Origin of the sequence: Embleya scabrispora, from assembly GCF_002024165.1 — a bacterium.
In the GTDB taxonomy this organism is placed as follows: Bacteria; Actinomycetota; Actinomycetes; order Streptomycetales; family Streptomycetaceae; genus Embleya; species Embleya scabrispora_A.
Map to the genome: position 1 here is coordinate 790,312 of NZ_MWQN01000001.1, position 17,787 is coordinate 808,098.

Consider the following 17,787-nt stretch of genomic DNA (forward strand, 5'->3'; position numbering starts at 1 on the left):
TCGAGGCCGATCGCTACGCGGCGGGTGCGCCGGCGGTGACCGTTTCGTAGACGCCGAGGATGTCCGTGCCGACGGTCTCCCAGTCGTAGCGCCGCACGTGCTTGCGCCCGACCTCCCGCAGTTCCTCCCGCCGCGCCGGATCCCGCAGCAAGGCCACCGCCGAGGCGGCGAGCGCCTCGGCGTCCTCCACCGCGAACAACTCCCCCGCCCGCCCGCCGTCCAGCACCTGGCGAAACGCGTCCAGGTCGCTCGCCAGCACCGGCGCCGCCGCCGACATCGCCTCGACCAGGATGATCCCGAAGCTCTCGCCGCCCGTGTTCGGCGCCACGTACACATCGACGCTGCGCAACAGCCGCGCCTTGTCCAGGTCGCCGACCATGCCGAGAAAGGTGACCTGTCCGCGCAGCGCCTCCGGCAGGTCCGCGACGGCCTCCTCCGCGTCGCCGCGCCCGGCGACCAGCAGCCGCACGCCGGGAAACGCCTCGACGATCCTCGGGAACGCCTCGATCAGGGTGGGAAGTCCCTTGCGCGACTCGTCGATCCGCCCGATGAAGCCGATGGTGGGCGCCTCGGGCGTGCCCTGCCACGCGGGCTCGACGGGCGCGTCGGCGAAGAAGCCGACGTCCACCCCGTTCGGGATCACCACCGCGTCGCCGCCCAGGTGTTCGACGAGCGTGCGGCGCGCGTACTCGCTGACCGCGATCCGCGCGCTGATCTTCTCCAGCGCGGGTTGCAGGATCGGGTAGGCCGCGATCATCGCGCGCGAGCGGGCGTTGGAGGTGTGAAACGTGGCCACCACCGGCCCGGACGCCGCCCAGCACGCGAGCAACGACAGGCTGGGGGTGGCCGGTTCGTGGATGTGCAGCACGTCGAAGTGCCCGTCGTGGATCCACCGCCGCACCCGCGCCGCGGACAGGAACCCGAAGTTGAGCCGGGCCACCGAGCCGTTGTAGCGCACCGGCACGGCGCGGCCGGCCGGCACCACGTAGTCCGGCAGCGGGGTGTCGTCGTCGGCCGGCGCCAGCACCGAGACCTCGTGGCCGCGCGCGATCAGGTTCGCCGCCAGGTCTCGCACGTGGTACTGGACACCGCCCGGCACGTCCCACGAGTAGGGGCAGACGACGCCGATCCTCACTTGGCCCCCTCGATCCGGGCGAGCCGGCGTCGGTCCAGGTCGGCGAGCCACAGCGGCTGGAGCATGTGCCAGTCCTGCGGGTCGCGCGCGATCGCCCGCTCGTAGGCGTCGGCGACCTGCTGCGTCATCACCGCGATCTTCTCCCGGCGGGTGCCCTCGGCCGGCACCTCGATCTCCGGGTGCAGCGTGCCGCGGACGACCTTGCCGTCCCACGGGAGGGTGACCGGGATCAGCGCCGCGCCGGTCTGTACCGCCAGCGCCGCGGGCCCCGCCGCCATCCGGGTCGGCTCGCCGAAGAACGTCACCGGCACCCCGGCGGCGGTCAGGTCGCGGTCGGAGAGCAGGCACAACAACCGGCCCTCGCGCAGCCGCCGCGCCAGCGTGCCGAACGTGTTGCCGTCGCCGCCGGTCAGCGGCAGCACCTCCATGCCCAGCGACTCGCGATAGGCCACGAAGCGCTGGTAGAGCGACTCCGGCCGGAGCCGCTCGGCGACGGTGGTGAACGGGTAGCCCTTGAGCGTGATCCAGGCGCCGGCGTGGTCCCAGTTGCCCATGTGCGGGAGCGCGAAGATGACGCCCTTGCCGCGCGCGCTGCACTCGTCGAGCAGCGTGACGTCGCACTCCATCCGGGACAGCACCGTCTCGCGGTCCCACACCGGCAGGCGAAACGCCTCCTGGTAGTAGCGCAGGTAGGACCGCATGCCCTCGCGCGAGACCTCGCGCACGCGCTCGGGTGTGGCGTCGGGCCCGAGCACGCGGCGCAGGTTGGCCTCCAGTTGCCGCACCCCGCCGCCGCGCCGGCGCCACGCGACATCGGCGATCCGCCGAAAAACCGCGTCGGCGACCGGTTCGGGCAGCCGCTTGACCACGGACCAGCCCAGGGCGTACCCGGTGTCGGCCAGCCGCTGCCCGATCTCGGTCATGCCTTGTCACCTCCGGGCAGCGCGTTGTCGATCGCGGACGCCGAACGATGCACCGCGATCATCCGCTGGAAGACGGTGATCACGCTGCCCACGGCGATGAACCAGAGCGCCGCCTCCTGGATGTAGGGCACACCGAGGCCGTCGAGACCGGTCGCCACCAGCGAGATGACCAGCCGTTCGGCCCGCTCGATCAGGCCGGACACGTCGCACGCCAGGCCCAGGCTCTCGGCGCGGGCCTTGCAGTACGACACCACCTGGCCGGAGCCGAGGCAGACGATGGCCAGGATCGACATCCGCAGGTTGTCGCCGTCGCCCGCGAACCAGATCGCCAGCGCGCCGAAGATCGCGGCGTCCGCGACCCGGTCGAGCGTGGAGTCGAGGAACGCCCCCCACTTGGTCGAGCGACCCAACTGGCGCGCCATGTTGCCGTCGACCAGGTCGGAGAAGATGAACGCGGTGATGACGAGCGTGCCGGTGAGGAACCAGCCGATCGGGAAGAACACCAGCGCCGCGACGACCACCCCGAGGGTGCCGATCAGCGTCACCGTGTCCGGACTCACGTTGTGGCGCAGCAGGAAGCTCGCGAACGGGGTGAGCACACGCGTGAAGAAGGCACGAGCGTATTTGTTGAGCATCGCCTTCCCGAAGGATTGCCGGGGCGGCGGGGGATCCGATGGACTCGACCCGCCTGGTGCGCCCATCGTACTGACGCGGTCGCACGTCCCGAGCCCCCCGTCGTCCGGGCGTGCCGCACCCGGGCGCGCCGCGTTGGAGAAGGGCGCGTACGGCGAGGACACTTGTACTCGGTCCGGCGTCGGGGCAATGCTGCCGTTCAGGAATCGTTTTGCGGACGTTGGCGTACCGACGACCGACTTTGCACCTGCGCGTCCGGGACGTCGGAGACGACCACACCAGATGGACAACCAGGAGGTGGCACATGGCGGATAAATCCGGATCCAGCGCCGGAACCGTCGGCAGGGTAACCGCACCCGCGAGCCCGAACGCGGTACGCAACGTGGTGCTGGTGGGCCACACGGGCGCGGGTAAGACGACATTGGTGGAGTCCCTGCTCGTGGCGACCGGGACGATTCCCCGGGCCGGTCGCGTCGAGGACGGGACAACCGTCTCCGACTACGAGGACATCGAACACCGCCAACACCGGTCGGTGGCGTTGTCGCTGTGCCCCCTCGAGTACGAGGGCGTCAAGATCAACCTGCTCGACACCCCGGGCTACGCGGACTTCGTCGGCGATCTGCGGGCCGGACTGCGCGCCGCGGACGCGGCGCTGTTCGTGGTCTCGGCCGCCGACGGCGTGGACGGCTCCACCCGGATGATCTGGGACGAGTGCGCCTCGATCGGCATGCCGCGCGCGATCGTGATCACCAAGCTCGACCAGGCCCGCGCCGACTTCGACGAGATGGTGCTGATCTGCCGCCGCGTGTTCGGCGACCCCGACTCGGACACCGTGCTGCCGCTGTACCTGCCGCTGCACGGCGAGGACGAGGGTGTGGCCGGTCTGATGGGCCTGCTCACCCAGCGCGTCTACGACTACTCCTCCGGCACCCGGGTGAGCCTGGACCCCGATCCCGAACACCTGCCGCTGATCGAGGACGCCCGCAACCGGTTGATCGAGGCCATCATCGCGGAGAGCGAGGACGAGTCCCTGATGGACCGCTACCTCTCCGGCGAGCGGATCGACGTGGACACGCTCATCGGCGACCTGGAGACGGCGGTCGCCCGCGGCTCGTTCCACCCGGTGCTCGCGGTCGCGCCGGGCGGGCTGGGCACCATCGAGCTCCTGGAGGGCATCGTCCGGGCCTGTCCCGCCCCGCCCGAGCACGAGGTCCTGCCCGTGACCACGCCCGACGGCAAGCCGCGCGACCCGCTGACCTGCGACCCGGAGGGCCCGCTGGCGGCGGAGGTGATCAAGACCACCTCCGACCCGTACGTGGGCCGCATCTCGCTGGTCCGGGTCTTCTCCGGCACGCTGCGCCCCGACATGACGGTGCACGTGTCCGGACACGGGATGGCCGATCGCGGGCACGAGGACCACGACCTGGACGAGCGCATCGGCGCCATGTCCGTCCCGCTGGGCAAGCAGCAGCGCTCGCTGAACCGGGGCATCGCCGGCGACATCGTCGCGATCGCCAAGCTGACCCGGGCCGAGACCGGCGACACCATCTCGGACAAGGACGATCCGCTGCTGATGGAGCCGTGGATGATGCCCGACCCGCTGCTGCCGGTCGCCATCCGCGCGCACAGCAAGGCCGACGAGGACAAGCTCTCCCAGTCGCTGGCCCGCCTGGTCGCCGAGGACCCGACGCTGCGCCTGGAGCACAACACCGACACCCACCAGCTGGTCCTGTGGTGCATGGGCGAGGCGCACGTCGAGGTGCTGCTCGACCGGCTGCGCAGCCGCTACGGGGTCGCGGTGGACGCGGTGGCGCACCGGGTGTCGCTGCGCGAGACGTTCGCGGAGAAGGCGAGCGGGCGCGGTCGACACGTGAAACAGTCCGGCGGGCACGGGCAGTTCGCGATCTGCGAGATCGACGTGGAGCCGCTGCCGGGCGGGAGCGGGTTCGAGTTCGTGGACAAGGTCTTCGGCGGCTCGGTGCCGCGCAACTTCATCCCGTCGGTGGAGAAGGGCGTGCGCGCGCAGATGGACAAGGGGGTCGCGGCCGGTTATCCGATGGTGGACCTGCGGGTGACGCTGACCGACGGCAAGGCGCACTCGGTCGACTCCTCCGACATGGCCTTCCAGATGGCGGGCGCGCTCGCGCTGCGCGAGGCCGCCGCGAGCACCCGGATCCACCTGCTCGAGCCGGTCTCCGAGGTGCGGGTCACCGTCTCCGACGAGTACGTGGGCGGCGTGCTCAGCGACCTCAGCTCGCGCCGCGGCCGCGTCGTGGGCACCGAGCCCATCGGCTCGGGCCGCACCCTGATCCGGGCCGAGGTCCCGGAGATCGAGATCAGCCGCTACGCGATCGACCTGCGCTCGATCAGCCACGGCACGGGCCAGTTCGCCCGCACCTACTGCCGCCACGACCCGATGCCCCCGCAGTTGGCCGCGAAGGTCACCGCGGACACGCAGGCCTGACGCTCGACTTGCGCGGCACGACCGGTCGGTTCGACGAGCCGGCCGGTCGGGTCGCCGCACCGGCGGGCCGCCGCGCCGCCGGGACGTCAGGGGATCGGCAACGATCGGTCCAGGGCGGTCAGGGTCAGCAGTACGCCGGCCGAGGTCCAGGCCAGGGGGGCCACCGACGCGGGTTTGCCGTCGGCGGAGACCTTTTCGGGCAGGGAGCCGGCCGCGGTGCGGTGGTCGGCCAGCCAGTCGAGTCGCTGCCGCGCGCCGGCCCGATCCCCGCTCGCGGCGCTGAACAGCGCGAACGACGCGGTCTCCGGGGTCCACGCCGCCGTCGGGTCGCCGGCCCAGTGCTCGCCCGGCAGGATGCCCCCGTTGGGCAGCGTGAGCCGTTCGGCGGCGCCGCGGACGGCGCTCGCGACCCCCGCGTCGGCGGGCGCGAACGGCGGGCCCAGCCAGGTCACCGCCGTATCCGCGCCGCCCTTGGCGGAGGCCGTGCGCGGGTAGTCGTGCCGGCCGAAGGTGTCCCGGATCGCGCGGTCGAGTCGTTGCGCGGGCCCGGCCCAGCGTTCGGCCGCGGCCGGGTCGGTCCGGCGGGCCAGGTCGACGGCCGCCCGCAACCCGGCCGACAGCGGCGCGGCGGTGCCCAGGGTGACCTGGTCGGTCCGCGTCTCCCAGTAGTCCGGGCCGCGCGGCGGCAGCCCGTTCGGGCGCAGCCGCCCGGTCACCGCGTCGCCGGCGGCGCGCACCATGGGCCACAGTTCGGCGAGTGCGGCGGTCGTCTCGGGGGCCTTCGGGTCCTGGTGGACGTACCAGAACCAGACCGCCCACGGCACCCAGCCGTTGCCGTCCAATTGGGCGGCGCGCTTGTCCCCGACGGGGGCGCCGTCCAGCCGATAGCGCGCCTCCCAGGTGCCGTCGGGGCGTTGCAGCGTGGCCAGCCGGCGCAGTACGGCGAGCGCGTCGCGGCCGTGCCCGGTGGCGGTGTACGCCGCCGCGACCCACGCGGCGTCGCGCGGCCAGACGTACTTCCAGATGCCGTACCAGGCGGCGGCGACCGACCCGTCCGGCTGGGTCAGGGTGCGCATGTCCAGCAGCGCGCGCTCGGCCATCTCGCGGTCGCGCGGCGTCGCTCCGGGGACGCTGCCCCGGCCGAGCCAGGCGCGCTCGGCCTCGGTGGGCGCGACGGGCGGCGCGTCGGTGGGCAGCGCGATCGGGCCTTCGGGGCCGGGTATGACGCCGCCGAGGAGCAGCGGCCGGGTGGTGGGCGGGGGTGGGGCGGCGCCGCCGACGAAGACGACGATGCCGGCGGCGAGCAGCACGCCGATCACGGCGATGCCGAGGGAGCGGGCCCTGCCGAGCGAACGCCCGAGCCGGGGCCTCCTGTTCGCCACGTTCGCCGTCTCCGCCCCCGTGCCCCCCGTCGCCTTCGTGGCAACCGGACCGTTACTCGTTCGGCCCAGTCTAGGCATCGTCCGATCATCGTTCGAACGCGCGTCGGCGGAGTCTCCCCTCACCCACCGCGCCCTCGCCCGCATCGCGCCCGCCTCGCCGTACGACCCGTGACCACGAGCCGGAGCGGGCGGGGACGGATCAGCTGAAAGTACGACGAGTCTACGAAGTCGGATCCGCGTCGGGCTCGGCAACCGGCGTCAAACCGGTCGAACAGGTGATTCGCCGGCGCTCCGCGGCCAGGGACCAGGCGCCGGCGACCAGCACGGCCAGGCCGACCAGGACATACGCGTTGCCCACGAGCAGCTGCCACCCGTGCAGGTTCAGCTCCCCGCCGTCGCCGAACGGCACCGTCCACACGATCCCGCTCGGCAGCACCCCCGAGACCCGGGCCCGGTGCATCGGATAGGCCGCGGCCACGGCGAGCACCGCGACCAGCGCGAGCGTGGCGGCCGCGGCACGGGTGCGCCGAACCCGGTCGATCAGCACCACGACCAGCGGCAGCGCCCACGCCCAGTGATGCGTCCACGAGATCGGCGACACCAGCAGCGCGGTCAGCGCGCACAGGCCCACCCCCGTGAGCGCGGCCCCGCGCCGGGCCGCCCGTACCGCGAGCGTCATCCCGACCGCCGCGACCGTCAGCGCGAGCGCCGGCCACAACCACCCGGGCGGCGCCTGGGCGCCGAACTGCCGGGTCACCGCGCCGTGCACGGACTGATTGCCCGGGAACTGCGCCAGGCCGATCCGGGTGTCGTCCAGGAACAGGCCGCCCCAGTAGTCGACGCACTCCCGGGGCAGTACCGCGAACGCCGCCACGAACGTGCCGGCGAACACGCCCAGCGCGGTCAGCCCCTCGCGCACCCGTCCGGTCAGCAGCAGATAGGGGATGAAGATCGCCGGCGTCAGCTTGAGCCCGGCCGCGAGGCCCACCCCCACACCGGCGAACCGGGTTCCGCGCGCCCGCGCGAAGTCGGACAACACCAGGACGAGCAGCAGCAGGTTGATCTGGCCGAAGCGCAGGTTCTCCTGGACCGGCTCGGTCCACAGCAGCGCGGCGGCGGTCAACGCGGTCGCCTTCACCCGGTCCCCGAGCGGCCCGACGATCCCCCACGCGAGCCACGTCGCCACGACGAGCAGCACGAGGTTGCCCACCACGCCGATCACCTCGACCGCGCCCCACGGCAACCACGCCAGCGGGGTGAACGTCAGCCCGGCCCACGGCGTGTAGGTGAACGGCAACCGGCCGGGCCGGATCGTGTACAACTCGCCGTCGCCGGCGAGCACCTCCAGGCCGCCCTGGCGATAGACCTTCAGATCGCCCAGCCACCACATGTCGGCGGATCCGAACGTGCCCAGCAGCAGGTACGCGGTGATCGAACACGCGGCCACCGCGAGGGCCGTCCGGCGGGTCACCCGGCGGCGTTGACGGTGTCCGGCCGCAGGTGGGCCGGCATCGCACACGCGGGCGTGCCGCCGGGCATCCGGTCGCGGTTGTCCGCCACCAGCCGGTACACCCCGTGCGCCGCGATGCTGACCGGCTGCACCCGCAGTGCCGCGCCGGCCAGGGCCCACGGCCCGCCCGCGTTCATCAACAGCTTGGCCACCGCGTGGTGGCCGCCGTACACGGTGCCGACGGGGGTCACCCACAACACCTCGTGCTCGGCGCGGTGCTGCGCGACGCCCAACTCCTCCAGCTCGGCGAACTGCCAGGCCACCACGTCGGCGTCGAACGGAATGTGCTTTTGCGCGAACTCCACCGACCGGGTGCAGAAACCACAGTCGCCGTCGTACACGAGAACCGGTCGTGCGCTCAAAGTTCTTCTCCTCAACAACCGCTGACAACCACTGTCAACCGCTCGGATCCTGCGGGTGGACGGGTCAGTCGACCGGCCAGGCGGTGGCCAACATCTCGCGCGTGTCCGCGAGCAGTTGCGGCAGCACCTTGGTGTGCCCGACCACGGGCATGAAGTTCGTGTCCCCGCCCCAGCGGGGAACCAGGTGCTGGTGCAGGTGCGCGGCGATGCCGGCCCCGGCGACGTGGCCCTGGTTCATCCCGATGTTGAAGCCCTGCGCCCCGGAGACCTTGCGCAGCGTGCTCATCGCCGACTTGGTGAACCGGGCGAGCTCTATCGTCTCGGCGTCGTCGAGGTCGGTGTAGTCGGCGACGTGCCGGTAGGGCACCACCATCAGGTGGCCGCCGTTGTACGGGTACAGGTTCAACACCGCGTAGACCTGCTCACCCCGCGCGACGACGAGCCCGTCGACATCGCTCAGCGAGGGAATCCGGCAGAACGGGCACCCGTCGTCGGGCGTCGGCCCCGACGGCTTGTTCTCACCCTTGATGTACGCCATCCGATGGGGAGTCCACAGCCGGGCGAAGGCATCCGGCCCCCCAACCCCATCCTGGATCTCGGGCTCGCTCGTCATGCCAGGAAGCATATGCCGTGGGCACACACCGACCACGACCCGGTGACGGGCCGACCGCGGCCCGGCGATCGCACTGCCTCGCGATCACCGGGCCGAGGTCGACGACGTCGCGTCAGACCTGGACGCGGTCCTGGACGGCCTTGACGATCTCGGCCACCGCGGCGTCGACCGGGACGCCGTTGTTCTGCTCGCCGTTGCGGTAGCGGAAGCTCACCGCGCCGGCTTGGACGTCCTCGTCGCCCGCGAGCAGCATGTACGGGATCTTGTCGCGGTTCGCGTTGCGGATCTTCTTCTGCATGCGGTCCGCGGAGTCGTCGATGTCGACCCGGATGCCCTGCGCCCGGAGCTTGGTCGCGACCTCCTCCAGGTAGGGCACGTGCTCCTCGGTGATCGGGATGCCGACCACCTGGACCGGCGCGAGCCACGGCGGCATCTTGCCCGCGTAGTGCTCGAGCAGGACCGCGAAGAACCGCTCGATCGAGCCGAACAGCGCACGGTGGATCATCACCGGCTGCTGCCGCGTGCCGTCGGCGGCGGTGTACTCCAGGTCGAAGCGCTCGGGCAGGTTGAAGTCGACCTGGATGGTCGACATCTGCCAGGTCCGCCCGATCGCGTCCCTGGCCTGGACCGAGATCTTCGGCCCGTAGAACGCGGCGCCGCCCGGGTCGTCGACCAGTTCCAGACCCTGCTTCTGCGCGGCCTGGCGCAGCGTCTCGGTGGCCTCGGTCCAGTTCTCCTCGGTGCCGATCGACTTCTCCGGGTTCCTGGTGGACAGCTCCAGGTAGAAGTCGTCGAGGCCGTAGTCGCGCAGCAGGTTGAGCACGAAGGTCAGCAGCGAGTCCAGCTCGCCCGCCATCTGGTCGCGCGTGCAGTAGATGTGCGCGTCGTCCTGGGTGAAGCCGCGCGCGCGGGTCAGCCCGTGCACCACGCCCGACTTCTCGTAGCGGTAGACGGTGCCGAACTCGAACAGGCGCAGCGGGAACTCGCGGTAGGACCGGCCCCGGGCCCGGTAGATCAGGTTGTGCATGGGGCAGTTCATCGGCTTGAGGTAGTAGTTCTGCCCCTCGTCCAGCTCCATGGGCGGGTACATGCCGTCGGCGTACCAGTCCAGGTGGCCGGAGACCTCGAACAGCTTGCCCTTGGTGGCGTGCGGCGTGTAGACGAACTGGTAGCCCGCCTCCTCGTGCCGGCGCCGCGAGTAGTCCTCCATGGTGCGGCGGATGATGCCGCCCTTGGGGTGGAAGACGGCCAGGCCGGAGCCGATCTCCTCGGGGATGGAGAACAGGTCCAGCTCGGCGCCGAGCTTGCGGTGGTCGCGCTTCTCGGCCTCCTCGAGGAAGGTCGTGTAGGCCTTGAGCTCGTCCTTGCTCGGCCACGCGGTGCCGTAGATGCGCTGGAGCTGCTTGTTCTTCTCGCTGCCGCGCCAGTAGGCGGCGGCCGAGCGCATCAGCTTGAACGCGGGGATCAGCCGGGTGGTGGGCAGGTGCGGACCCCGGCACAGGTCCTTCCAGCACAGCTCGCCGGTCTTCGCGTCCAGGTTGTCGTAGATGGTCAGCTCGCCCGCGCCGACCTCGGCGGACGCGCCCTCGGCGGCCTCCGCGGCGGAGCCCTTGAGGCCGATCAGCTCCAGCTTGTACGGCTCGTCGGCCAGCTCCGCGCGCGCGTCCTCGTCGGTGGTGACCCGGCGGGCGAAGCGCTGCCCCTGCTTGACGATCTCCTGCATCTTCTTCTCGATGCGCTTGAGGTCGTCGGGGTGGAACGGTGTCTCGACGTCGAAGTCGTAGTAGAAGCCGTCCTTGATCGGCGGGCCGATGCCGAGCTTGGCCTCGGGGAACAGCTCCTGTACGGCCTGCGCCATCACGTGCGCGGCGGAGTGGCGCAGGATGTTCAGGCCGTCGTCGGAGCCGATCAGGACGGGCTCGACCTCGTCGCCGTCGACCAGGACGTAGGCCAGGTCGACCAGTCGGCCGGCCACGCGCGCGGCGACCACCGAGCGGTCGCCGTCGAAGAGCTCGGCGGCCGTCGTGCCCGTGGTCACCACCCGCTCGTCCCGGTCCGGGTCGCGGCTGATGGTCACTCGGGCTTCGGACACCGTTCGTCTCCTGACGTGTGGTTGGCGGATGTCGCGCGGCGCGGCTCGGCTCGCTGCTGCGCCGATGCCCTCGCTCGCACACCGATGCTATCGAGCCGGGAGCGGGAACCTTGCCTCGGTTTCCCCACGCCGGGCGGGCGCCGGCCCGGCGTAGAAGCGTCGGGGCGGAGGTGGCGGCGGAGGCACCTGCGCAGTCGTGTCGCCGTCACGTCGCCGTTGCGACGACGAAAGATCGAGCCCCGACTTCCCACAGGGTCACTCCTTCGGGTGAGAATAGGGCCCGTGACGCAACGGATGGCCTCGCTGTCAGTCCCGCTGCGGCCGGTCATCCGGCTGTTGGCCGGGGCTGTGCTGGCGTGCGCCGCGCTCCTGGGCAGCGCGTTCCCGGTCCACGCCGAGTCACTGCCGTCGACCGCGACCATTCCGACGGTGTGTCCCTTCCATCACTCGGCGCACGAGCAGCGGGACGTGGGCGGTCCGGACGACAAGGGCGACGGTTCGGGACGCTGCGGGGATCGCTCGCACGCGTGTGTCCCGGCCACCGTCCCGCCGCTGCCGCCGGTGTTCGCGCCCGCGCCGTGCTCGATGTTGCCGCCGTGGCTGGCCGATCCGGACGCCGTCGGCATCGCGCTCGCACCCACGCCCGCGAAGGACGCCCCCGATCTGACGGTGCTCTGCGTCAGTCGTACGTGATCCGCGCGGCACACCCTCGCACGGTCCACAGACGTATCCCGGAATCGGAATAAGGCGGAGCCATGGGGCAACAGTCCCCCAACACCTCGAAGAAGCAGAGCAAGGCACAGCGATCCGCCAGGATGGCGGCGACGCGTGAGCGGGTGGCCGCGCAGCGCGAGGCGGAGCGCAAGGCCGCGAAGCGTCGTTCGGCGATCATCTTCGGCGCTTCCGGCATCGCGGTCCTCGCCCTGGTGGCGGGGTTGACCGCCGTGGTCATGTCGTCGAGCGACGACGACAAGAAGTCGAGCGCGAACAACGTCATCGCCGACGTCCGGCCCGACCCCAACACCAAGAGCGACATAGCCGGGGTGAGCACCTACACCGCGGCGCAGGGGCACATCTCCAAGCCCAAGGACGTCACCTACCGGCAGGTGCCGCCGGTGGGCGGCGAGCACGACCCGGTCTGGCAGAACTGCGGGATCTACGACGCGCCGATCCCCAACCGCAACGGCGTGCACTCGCTGGAGCACGGCACGGTCTGGATCACATACCAGAACAACCTGCCCGCGGACCAGCTGGACGTGCTGAAGTCCAAGGTCAAGGGCAAGACGTACATGATGCTGAGCCCGTACGACGGCATCGACAAGCCGATCGTCGCCTCGGCGTGGGGCCTGCAGTTGAAGCTGGACAACGCGAGCGACCCGCGCCTGGACCAGTTCATCAAGGAGTACAAGGAAGGCAAGCAGACTCCGGAGCCCGGTTCGCCGTGCACGGGCGGGGTCGGGAAGCCGACCTCGTGAGGCCGCGCGCACGTGTCGCGACGATGATCGCGACCGGGCTGCTGGCCGTGCCGGTCCTGGCCGCGTGTTCCTCGGACGACGCGGGCAAGCCGGCCGCCCCGCCCGCGCCCGCGCGCGCGCTGGGTCCGGCGCCGGCGGCGGTGCCGAATCCGCCGGCGGACGACTCGGTGGAGGCGGGGTTCGCGCGCGACATGCGCACGCACCACGCGCAGGCCGTGCAGATGGGGATGATGATCCGCGATCTGACCCAGGACGACGCGACGCGCAAGCTCGCGTACGACATCGCGCTGACCCAGCAGGAGCAGATCGGCCGGATGGCGTCCTGGCTCCAGATGTGGGGCCTGACACTCGGCTCGACCCGGCCGGTCATGCAGTGGATGACGCCGGGTTCGATGCCGGGCCACTCCGGGCACGGCACGCCGGCCGCCGGCGCGGACACCCAGCTGATGCCGGGCATGGCCACGCAGGCGCAGTTGGACAAGCTGGCGACGTTGCACGGCAAGGACGCCGAGGTGATGTTCCTCCAGCTGATGATCGCGCACCACGAGGCGGGTGTGGCGATGGCCCGCGAGGGCGAGGCGCGCGCGCAGGTCCAACAGGTGAGGGATCTGGCGAACACGATGGTCGTCGGGCAGAGCTCGGAGATCGACCTGATGCGCTCGATGTTGACGGAGCGCGGGGCGGGTTAGGCGCGGGGCGGGTGGGACGGGCCCGGTGTACACCGGGCCCGTCCGCCCGCCCGACCCGCGTGTGGGGCACGGGATGCGAATCCCGTGCCCCACACGTGTCGGATCGGATCACGCCTCGGCGGTCGCCTCGCCGGCGTGGCGTCGGCGGCGGACCTCGCGCACGACACGTGCCGGCACGCCGACGATCAGCGGGACGGAGGCGCCCAGCGCCATGCCGCCGAGGGCGACCAGGAGCGGGCTGTCCGCGACGATGTGGCCGGCCAGCGTGCCGACCGTCATCGCGTACGACACCGAGATGAGCGCGCCGAGCAGGGTCGCCGCGCGGAACTGCGGTCGCGGGTAGCCGAGTCGGCCGGCGAGCATGTTCACCGCGGTCCGCCCGCCGGGCAGGAACCGGGCCGCGACCAGCGCCGACATGCCACCCTTGGCGAGCGCGTTGCGGGCCAGGTCCATCGCCTTTTGTCGGCGCGGTCCGAGTACGGCGTCGCCCCCGCGGCGAAGCCGTGCGCGGCCGACCGCGTAGGCGCACTGGTCCCCGACGAAGGCACCGATCCCGGCGGTCAGCAGGACCAGGGCCAGGTAGCGCACCTCGCCGTCGGCGACCGCGGCGGCGGCCATCACGAGTTCGTCGCCGGGCACGATGGGCACTACGGCGTCGATGGAGACGATCAGTGGCATCACCAGCCACAGCCAGGGCGAGAACAGCAGCCCGGTCCCGGCGCCGGTCACTGGAGTACCCCCGACCACGCGCAGCGGATCGGGGGACGGGTATCGGTCACCGGGAGATCATCGCGCGATCCCCCATCCGGTGGAACATCGGGTCCGGGTCACCGACGCTCACGGGACGTGATACGGCCGGAAAAGTCCCGATCCCGGCCCTCGGTTCGCACCCAAATTCGGGTCCTCACCATGTCGACTTCCCGACATCGGCGCGCTTTTGGCACTCGGGTCGGCGTTCCGTGACGGCGTGACGGCGTCACGGCGTCACGACCCGATGGCGTCACGACCCGACCGCGTCACGGCGCGACGTCACGGCCTCACGACGAACGCCGCTCGACCAGCGTCGTGCCCAACACCGCGGACGTCCCCAATCCCCCGCCGCCGATCCGTTCCAGCAGCAACCGCGTCATCAACCGGCCCTGCTCCGCGACCTGTTGCCGCACCGTCGTGAGCGCGGGCTCGGCCCACCCCGCGACATCCGCGTCGTCGAAGCCGACCACCGCGACATCCTCGGGCACGCGCCGGCCCGCCGCCGCCAACGCCGCCATCGCGCCGACCGCCATCAGGTCGGACGCCGCGAACACCGCGTCCAGGTCCGGCGCCTCGGCCAGCAGCGTGCGCATCGCGGCGGCCCCGCCGGCCCGGCCGAAGTCCGCGTGCGCGACCAGCGCCGGCCCGGGTACCGCGTCCAGGTAGCCGCGCAGCCGGTCCACGCCCGCACACATGTCCTGCGGGCCGGCGATCGTGGCGATCCGCCGTCGCCCGCGCGCGCTCAGATGCTCCACGGCCGCGCGCGCACCGCCCACGTTGTCCGCGTCCACGTACACGAAGTCGGCACCCGGGCCGAGCGGTCGCCCGCCCACCACCACGGGCATGCCCGCGTCGTGCAGACGACCCGCCAGCGAGTCGTCGCCGTGCAGCGACACCAGCAGCGCCCCGTCCACGTGGCCGCCGCGCAGATACCGCTCCAACCGGTCCTGCTGCGCGGCCGTGCGCACCATCATCAGCACGAGCTGGTTGTCGGTGTCGGCCAGTTCGGCGCCCACGGAACGCACGATCGCCGACAGGTACGGATCACCGAAGAGCCGGGTCTCCGGCTCCTGGACGACCAGCGCCACCGAGTCGGTGCGCCGGGTGACCAGCGTGCGGGCCGCGCGGTTGGGTACGTAGCCGGTCCGCGCGATCGCCGCCTCGACCACCTCGCGCACCCGCGGGCTGACCTTGGGCGAGCTGTTGATCACCCGGGAGACGGTGGCGCGGGACACCCCGGCCACCGCCGCCACCGTCTCCAGGGTCGGCGGTTCGGCCGCCGCGGCGACCTTGCTCCGACCGTCAGTCCTGGTCAATGCTCCCCAATCCGTCCGAGGCCGGCTCGGCTTCGGGCACCCGATTGCCGGCGATCACCGCCGCGTACCAGCGTGCGCTGCGCTTGGGCGTGCGCCGACCGGTCGCGAAGTCCACGTGCACGATGCCGAAACGCTTGGTATAGCCGTACGCCCACTCGAAATTGTCCAACAAGGACCACACGAAGTAGCCCCGGACATCCACCCCGTCGTCGACGGCCCGGCCCACCGCCGCGACGTGCGCCGCGATGTAGGCCGTGCGTTCGACGTCCTCGATCGCGCCGGTCGGGTCCATCCGGTCCTCGTAGGCCGCGCCGTTCTCGGTCACCATCAGCGGCAGCCCCGGCGCCTCGGCCCGCAACCGGCTCAGCACGTCGTACAGCCCGCTCGGGTCGACCCCCCAGCCCATCGCGGTGCGCTCGCCCGGCACCTGCGCGAACCGCACGTCCGCGCACGCGGGCCACGGGGAGTATCCGCTCGCGCCGTGCCCGTCGTCCCGGAGCCCGGCGGCTCGGGCGGTCCCGGTGCCGTCGTCCTCGGCGCCGCCCACCAGGAGCGGCGTGTAGTAGTTCACCCCGAGCACGTCGATCGGGCGGGCGATCTCGGCGAGATCGCCGTCGCGGACGAACGCCCAGTCGGTCACCGAGGCGGTGTCGCGCAGCACATCCGCCGGATACTCGCCGCGCAGCAGCGGACCGAGGTGGATCCGATTGGCCAGGCCGTCCACCCGGCGCACCGCGTCCAGGTCCGCCGGCCGGTCCGAGAGGGGGCGCACCGCCGCGGGATTGAGGGTGATCCCGATGCGGTGCCCGGCCGGCAGTTCGGCCCGCAGCGCCGCGACGCCGAGCCCGTGGGCGAGCAGCAGATGGTGGTTCGCGCGCAGCGACAACTCCTGGTCGGTCGCCCCCGGCGCGTGTACGCCCGATCCGTGGCCCAGGAACGCGGAGCACCAGGGCTCGTTGAGCGTGGTCCAGTCGCGTACGCGGTCACCGAGCCGCGCGGCCACCAGGCGCGCGTAGTCGGCGAATCGGGCCGAGGTGTCACGCGCGCCCCATCCGCCCGCGTCCTGGAGCGCCTGGGGCAGGTCCCAGTGGTACAGCGTCGCGTACGGATCCACGCCGTGCGCGAGGAGTTCGTCCACGAGCCGATCGTAGAAGTCCAGCCCGGCCGCGTTGGCCGGGCCGCTCCCGGTGGGCCGCACCCGCGCCCAGGCGATGGAGAACCGGTAGGCGCCCAGGCCGAGTTCGGCCATGAGGGCGACGTCCTCGCGATAGCGGTGATAGTGGTCGGTGGCCACATCGCCGGTGTCGCCGGCGTGCACCCGGCCCGGGACGCGGCTGAACGTGTCCCAGATCGACGGTGCCCGGCCGTCCTCGGCCGCGGCGCCCTCGATCTGATAGGCGGCGGTGGCCGCGCCCCAGACGAATCCGGGCGGGAAGCGATCGGCGAGCCGGGTCGACGAGGTCGGGGCGTGGTCGGTCGGGGCGGCGTGGTCGGTCATGATCGGATTCCCTTGCGTTGGAGGTGGGTTGGCCGGTTCGACGCCGTGTCCTCAGCCCTTGACCGCGCCCTGCATGATCCCGCCGACGATCTGTCGGCCGAGCAGGCCGAAGACCACCAGGACGGGCAGCGTGCCCAGCAACGTCCCGGCGAGGATGATCGATTGGTCGTGCACGTATCCCCCGCCGAGCGAGTTGATCGCGACCTGCACGGTCGGATTGCTCGACGACAGCGCGATGATCGGCCAGAAGAAGTCGTTCCACGTGGTCATGAAGGTGAGCAGGCCGAGAACCGCCATCGCCGGGCGGGCGATCGGCACGACGATCGACCAGAAGATCCGCGCGTAGGAAGCGCCGTCCACCCGTCCGGCCTCGATCAGTTCGTCGGGCAGCGCCTCCATCAGGTACTGCCGCATGAAGAACACGCCGAACGCGGTGACCAGCGTGGGCAGCACGACGGCCTGCAACTGGTTCACCCACTGCAACTTCGCCATGATCATGAACAGCGGGATCAGCCCGAGCTGCGGCGGGATCATCATCGTGGCGACGGTGATCCCGAGCAGCGCGCCGCGGCCCCGGAACCGCAGCTTGGCGAAGGCGAACCCGGCCAGCGTCGAACACAACACGGTGCCGGCGGCGACGGTGACCGACACGATCGTCGAATTGACCAGTGCCTGGACCATGTCGGCCTCGTCGAGGGCCTTGTCGAAGTTGGCGAACAGGTTGCCGCCGGGCGTGAAGGGCGGCGGCACGTGGTTGATGTCCGCGTTGCTGCGGGTGGCGGCGACGATCGACCAGTAGAACGGGAAGATCGAGAGCAGGGTCGCGAAGCCGAGGATCAGGTATACGAGCGGCCCACCGTGGAGTTGACGCGAGCGCTTGGACCGGCGAACGCGCCCGGACCGCCGGGGGCGAACTCGCGGCGGGGCGACGGATGTACCGGCCAT

At 71.7% G+C, this 17,787-nt stretch carries 16 protein-coding genes; 4 read left to right on the forward strand and 12 right to left on the reverse strand.

The features are described from left to right. Positions 1 to 13: 13 nt before the first annotated feature. Genes B4N89_RS03770 through pgsA form a run of 3 tightly spaced genes read right to left on the reverse strand, consistent with a single transcriptional unit; the run spans position 14 to position 2,759 of the window. Positions 14 to 1,135 carry a glycosyltransferase family 4 protein gene (locus B4N89_RS03770; protein ID WP_078974447.1) on the reverse strand — a complete coding sequence of 374 codons (1,122 nt, stop codon included), beginning with the start codon at positions 1,133 to 1,135 and terminating at the stop codon, positions 14 to 16. Then, positions 1,132 to 2,058 carry a phosphatidylinositol mannoside acyltransferase gene (locus B4N89_RS03775; RefSeq protein WP_078974448.1) on the reverse strand — a complete coding sequence of 309 codons (927 nt, stop codon included), beginning with the start codon at positions 2,056 to 2,058 and terminating at the stop codon, positions 1,132 to 1,134. The genes B4N89_RS03770 and B4N89_RS03775 overlap by 4 nt, the downstream gene beginning before the upstream one ends. Then, positions 2,055 to 2,759 (reverse strand): phosphatidylinositol phosphate synthase, encoded by a 705-nt coding sequence (pgsA, locus tag B4N89_RS03780; protein ID WP_380010304.1) that lies wholly within the window; start codon positions 2,757 to 2,759, stop codon positions 2,055 to 2,057. Before pgsA ends, B4N89_RS03775 begins: the two co-directional genes overlap by 4 nt. Before the next feature lie 236 nt (positions 2,760 to 2,995). On the opposite strand from pgsA, the gene B4N89_RS03785 reads away from it, so the two are divergent. Then, positions 2,996 to 5,155 carry an elongation factor G-like protein EF-G2 gene (locus B4N89_RS03785; protein ID WP_078974450.1) on the forward strand — a complete coding sequence of 720 codons (2,160 nt, stop codon included), beginning with the start codon at positions 2,996 to 2,998 and terminating at the stop codon, positions 5,153 to 5,155. Positions 5,156 to 5,241: 86 nt separating this feature from the next. Here B4N89_RS03785 and B4N89_RS03790 read toward each other — a convergent pair whose 3' ends face one another. From B4N89_RS03790 to thrS, 5 genes are all read right to left on the reverse strand, one after another. Beyond that, complete coding sequence (locus tag B4N89_RS03790; RefSeq protein WP_143657819.1) at positions 5,242 to 6,537, reverse strand: glycoside hydrolase family 15; 1,296 nt, start codon at positions 6,535 to 6,537, stop codon at positions 5,242 to 5,244. A 220-nt stretch (positions 6,538 to 6,757) separates the two neighbouring features. Then, on the reverse strand, positions 6,758 to 8,008 hold the full coding sequence (locus B4N89_RS03800; protein ID WP_078974453.1) for a glycosyltransferase 87 family protein: 1,251 nt from the start codon (positions 8,006 to 8,008) through the stop codon (positions 6,758 to 6,760). Next, positions 8,005 to 8,409, reverse strand: coding sequence for a thiol-disulfide oxidoreductase DCC family protein (locus B4N89_RS03805; protein WP_078974454.1), 405 nt, complete (start codon positions 8,407 to 8,409; stop codon positions 8,005 to 8,007). Before B4N89_RS03805 ends, B4N89_RS03800 begins: the two co-directional genes overlap by 4 nt. Before the next feature lie 64 nt (positions 8,410 to 8,473). Beyond that, positions 8,474 to 9,034, reverse strand: coding sequence for an HIT family protein (locus B4N89_RS03810; RefSeq protein ID WP_078974455.1), 561 nt, complete (start codon positions 9,032 to 9,034; stop codon positions 8,474 to 8,476). A gap of 100 nt (positions 9,035 to 9,134) precedes the next feature. Next, positions 9,135 to 11,114: a threonine--tRNA ligase gene (gene thrS / locus B4N89_RS03815; RefSeq protein WP_078974456.1), complete on the reverse strand. Its 1,980-nt coding sequence runs from the start codon at positions 11,112 to 11,114 to the stop codon at positions 9,135 to 9,137. Between the two features lie 282 nt (positions 11,115 to 11,396). On the opposite strand from thrS, the gene B4N89_RS03820 reads away from it, so the two are divergent. The 3 genes from B4N89_RS03820 to B4N89_RS03830 all read left to right on the forward strand — a co-directional run bounded on the left by B4N89_RS03820 (position 11,397) and on the right by B4N89_RS03830 (position 13,278). Further along, on the forward strand, positions 11,397 to 11,807 hold the full coding sequence (locus B4N89_RS03820) for a hypothetical protein (protein ID WP_143657820.1): 411 nt from the start codon (positions 11,397 to 11,399) through the stop codon (positions 11,805 to 11,807). A gap of 62 nt (positions 11,808 to 11,869) precedes the next feature. Then, on the forward strand, positions 11,870 to 12,589 hold the full coding sequence (locus B4N89_RS03825; protein ID WP_235618453.1) for a DUF3105 domain-containing protein: 720 nt from the start codon (positions 11,870 to 11,872) through the stop codon (positions 12,587 to 12,589). 23 nt (positions 12,590 to 12,612) lie between these two features. Further along, positions 12,613 to 13,278, forward strand: coding sequence for a DUF305 domain-containing protein (locus B4N89_RS03830; RefSeq protein WP_235618454.1), 666 nt, complete (start codon positions 12,613 to 12,615; stop codon positions 13,276 to 13,278). A gap of 108 nt (positions 13,279 to 13,386) precedes the next feature. On the opposite strand, the gene B4N89_RS03835 is transcribed toward B4N89_RS03830, so the two are convergent. The 4 genes from B4N89_RS03835 to B4N89_RS03850 form a co-directional block, all read right to left on the reverse strand. After that, complete coding sequence (locus B4N89_RS03835; RefSeq protein ID WP_078974458.1) at positions 13,387 to 14,007, reverse strand: DedA family protein; 621 nt, start codon at positions 14,005 to 14,007, stop codon at positions 13,387 to 13,389. Between the two features lie 308 nt (positions 14,008 to 14,315). Then, positions 14,316 to 15,344, reverse strand: coding sequence for a LacI family DNA-binding transcriptional regulator (locus B4N89_RS03840; RefSeq protein ID WP_078974459.1), 1,029 nt, complete (start codon positions 15,342 to 15,344; stop codon positions 14,316 to 14,318). After that, positions 15,331 to 16,842, reverse strand: a complete 1,512-nt coding sequence (locus B4N89_RS03845) for a glycoside hydrolase family 1 protein (protein WP_078974460.1) — start codon at positions 16,840 to 16,842, stop codon at positions 15,331 to 15,333. The genes B4N89_RS03840 and B4N89_RS03845 overlap by 14 nt, the downstream gene beginning before the upstream one ends. A gap of 51 nt (positions 16,843 to 16,893) precedes the next feature. Further along, entirely contained in the window at positions 16,894 to 17,787 is an 894-nt protein-coding gene (locus B4N89_RS03850) for a carbohydrate ABC transporter permease (protein WP_078974461.1), read from the reverse strand.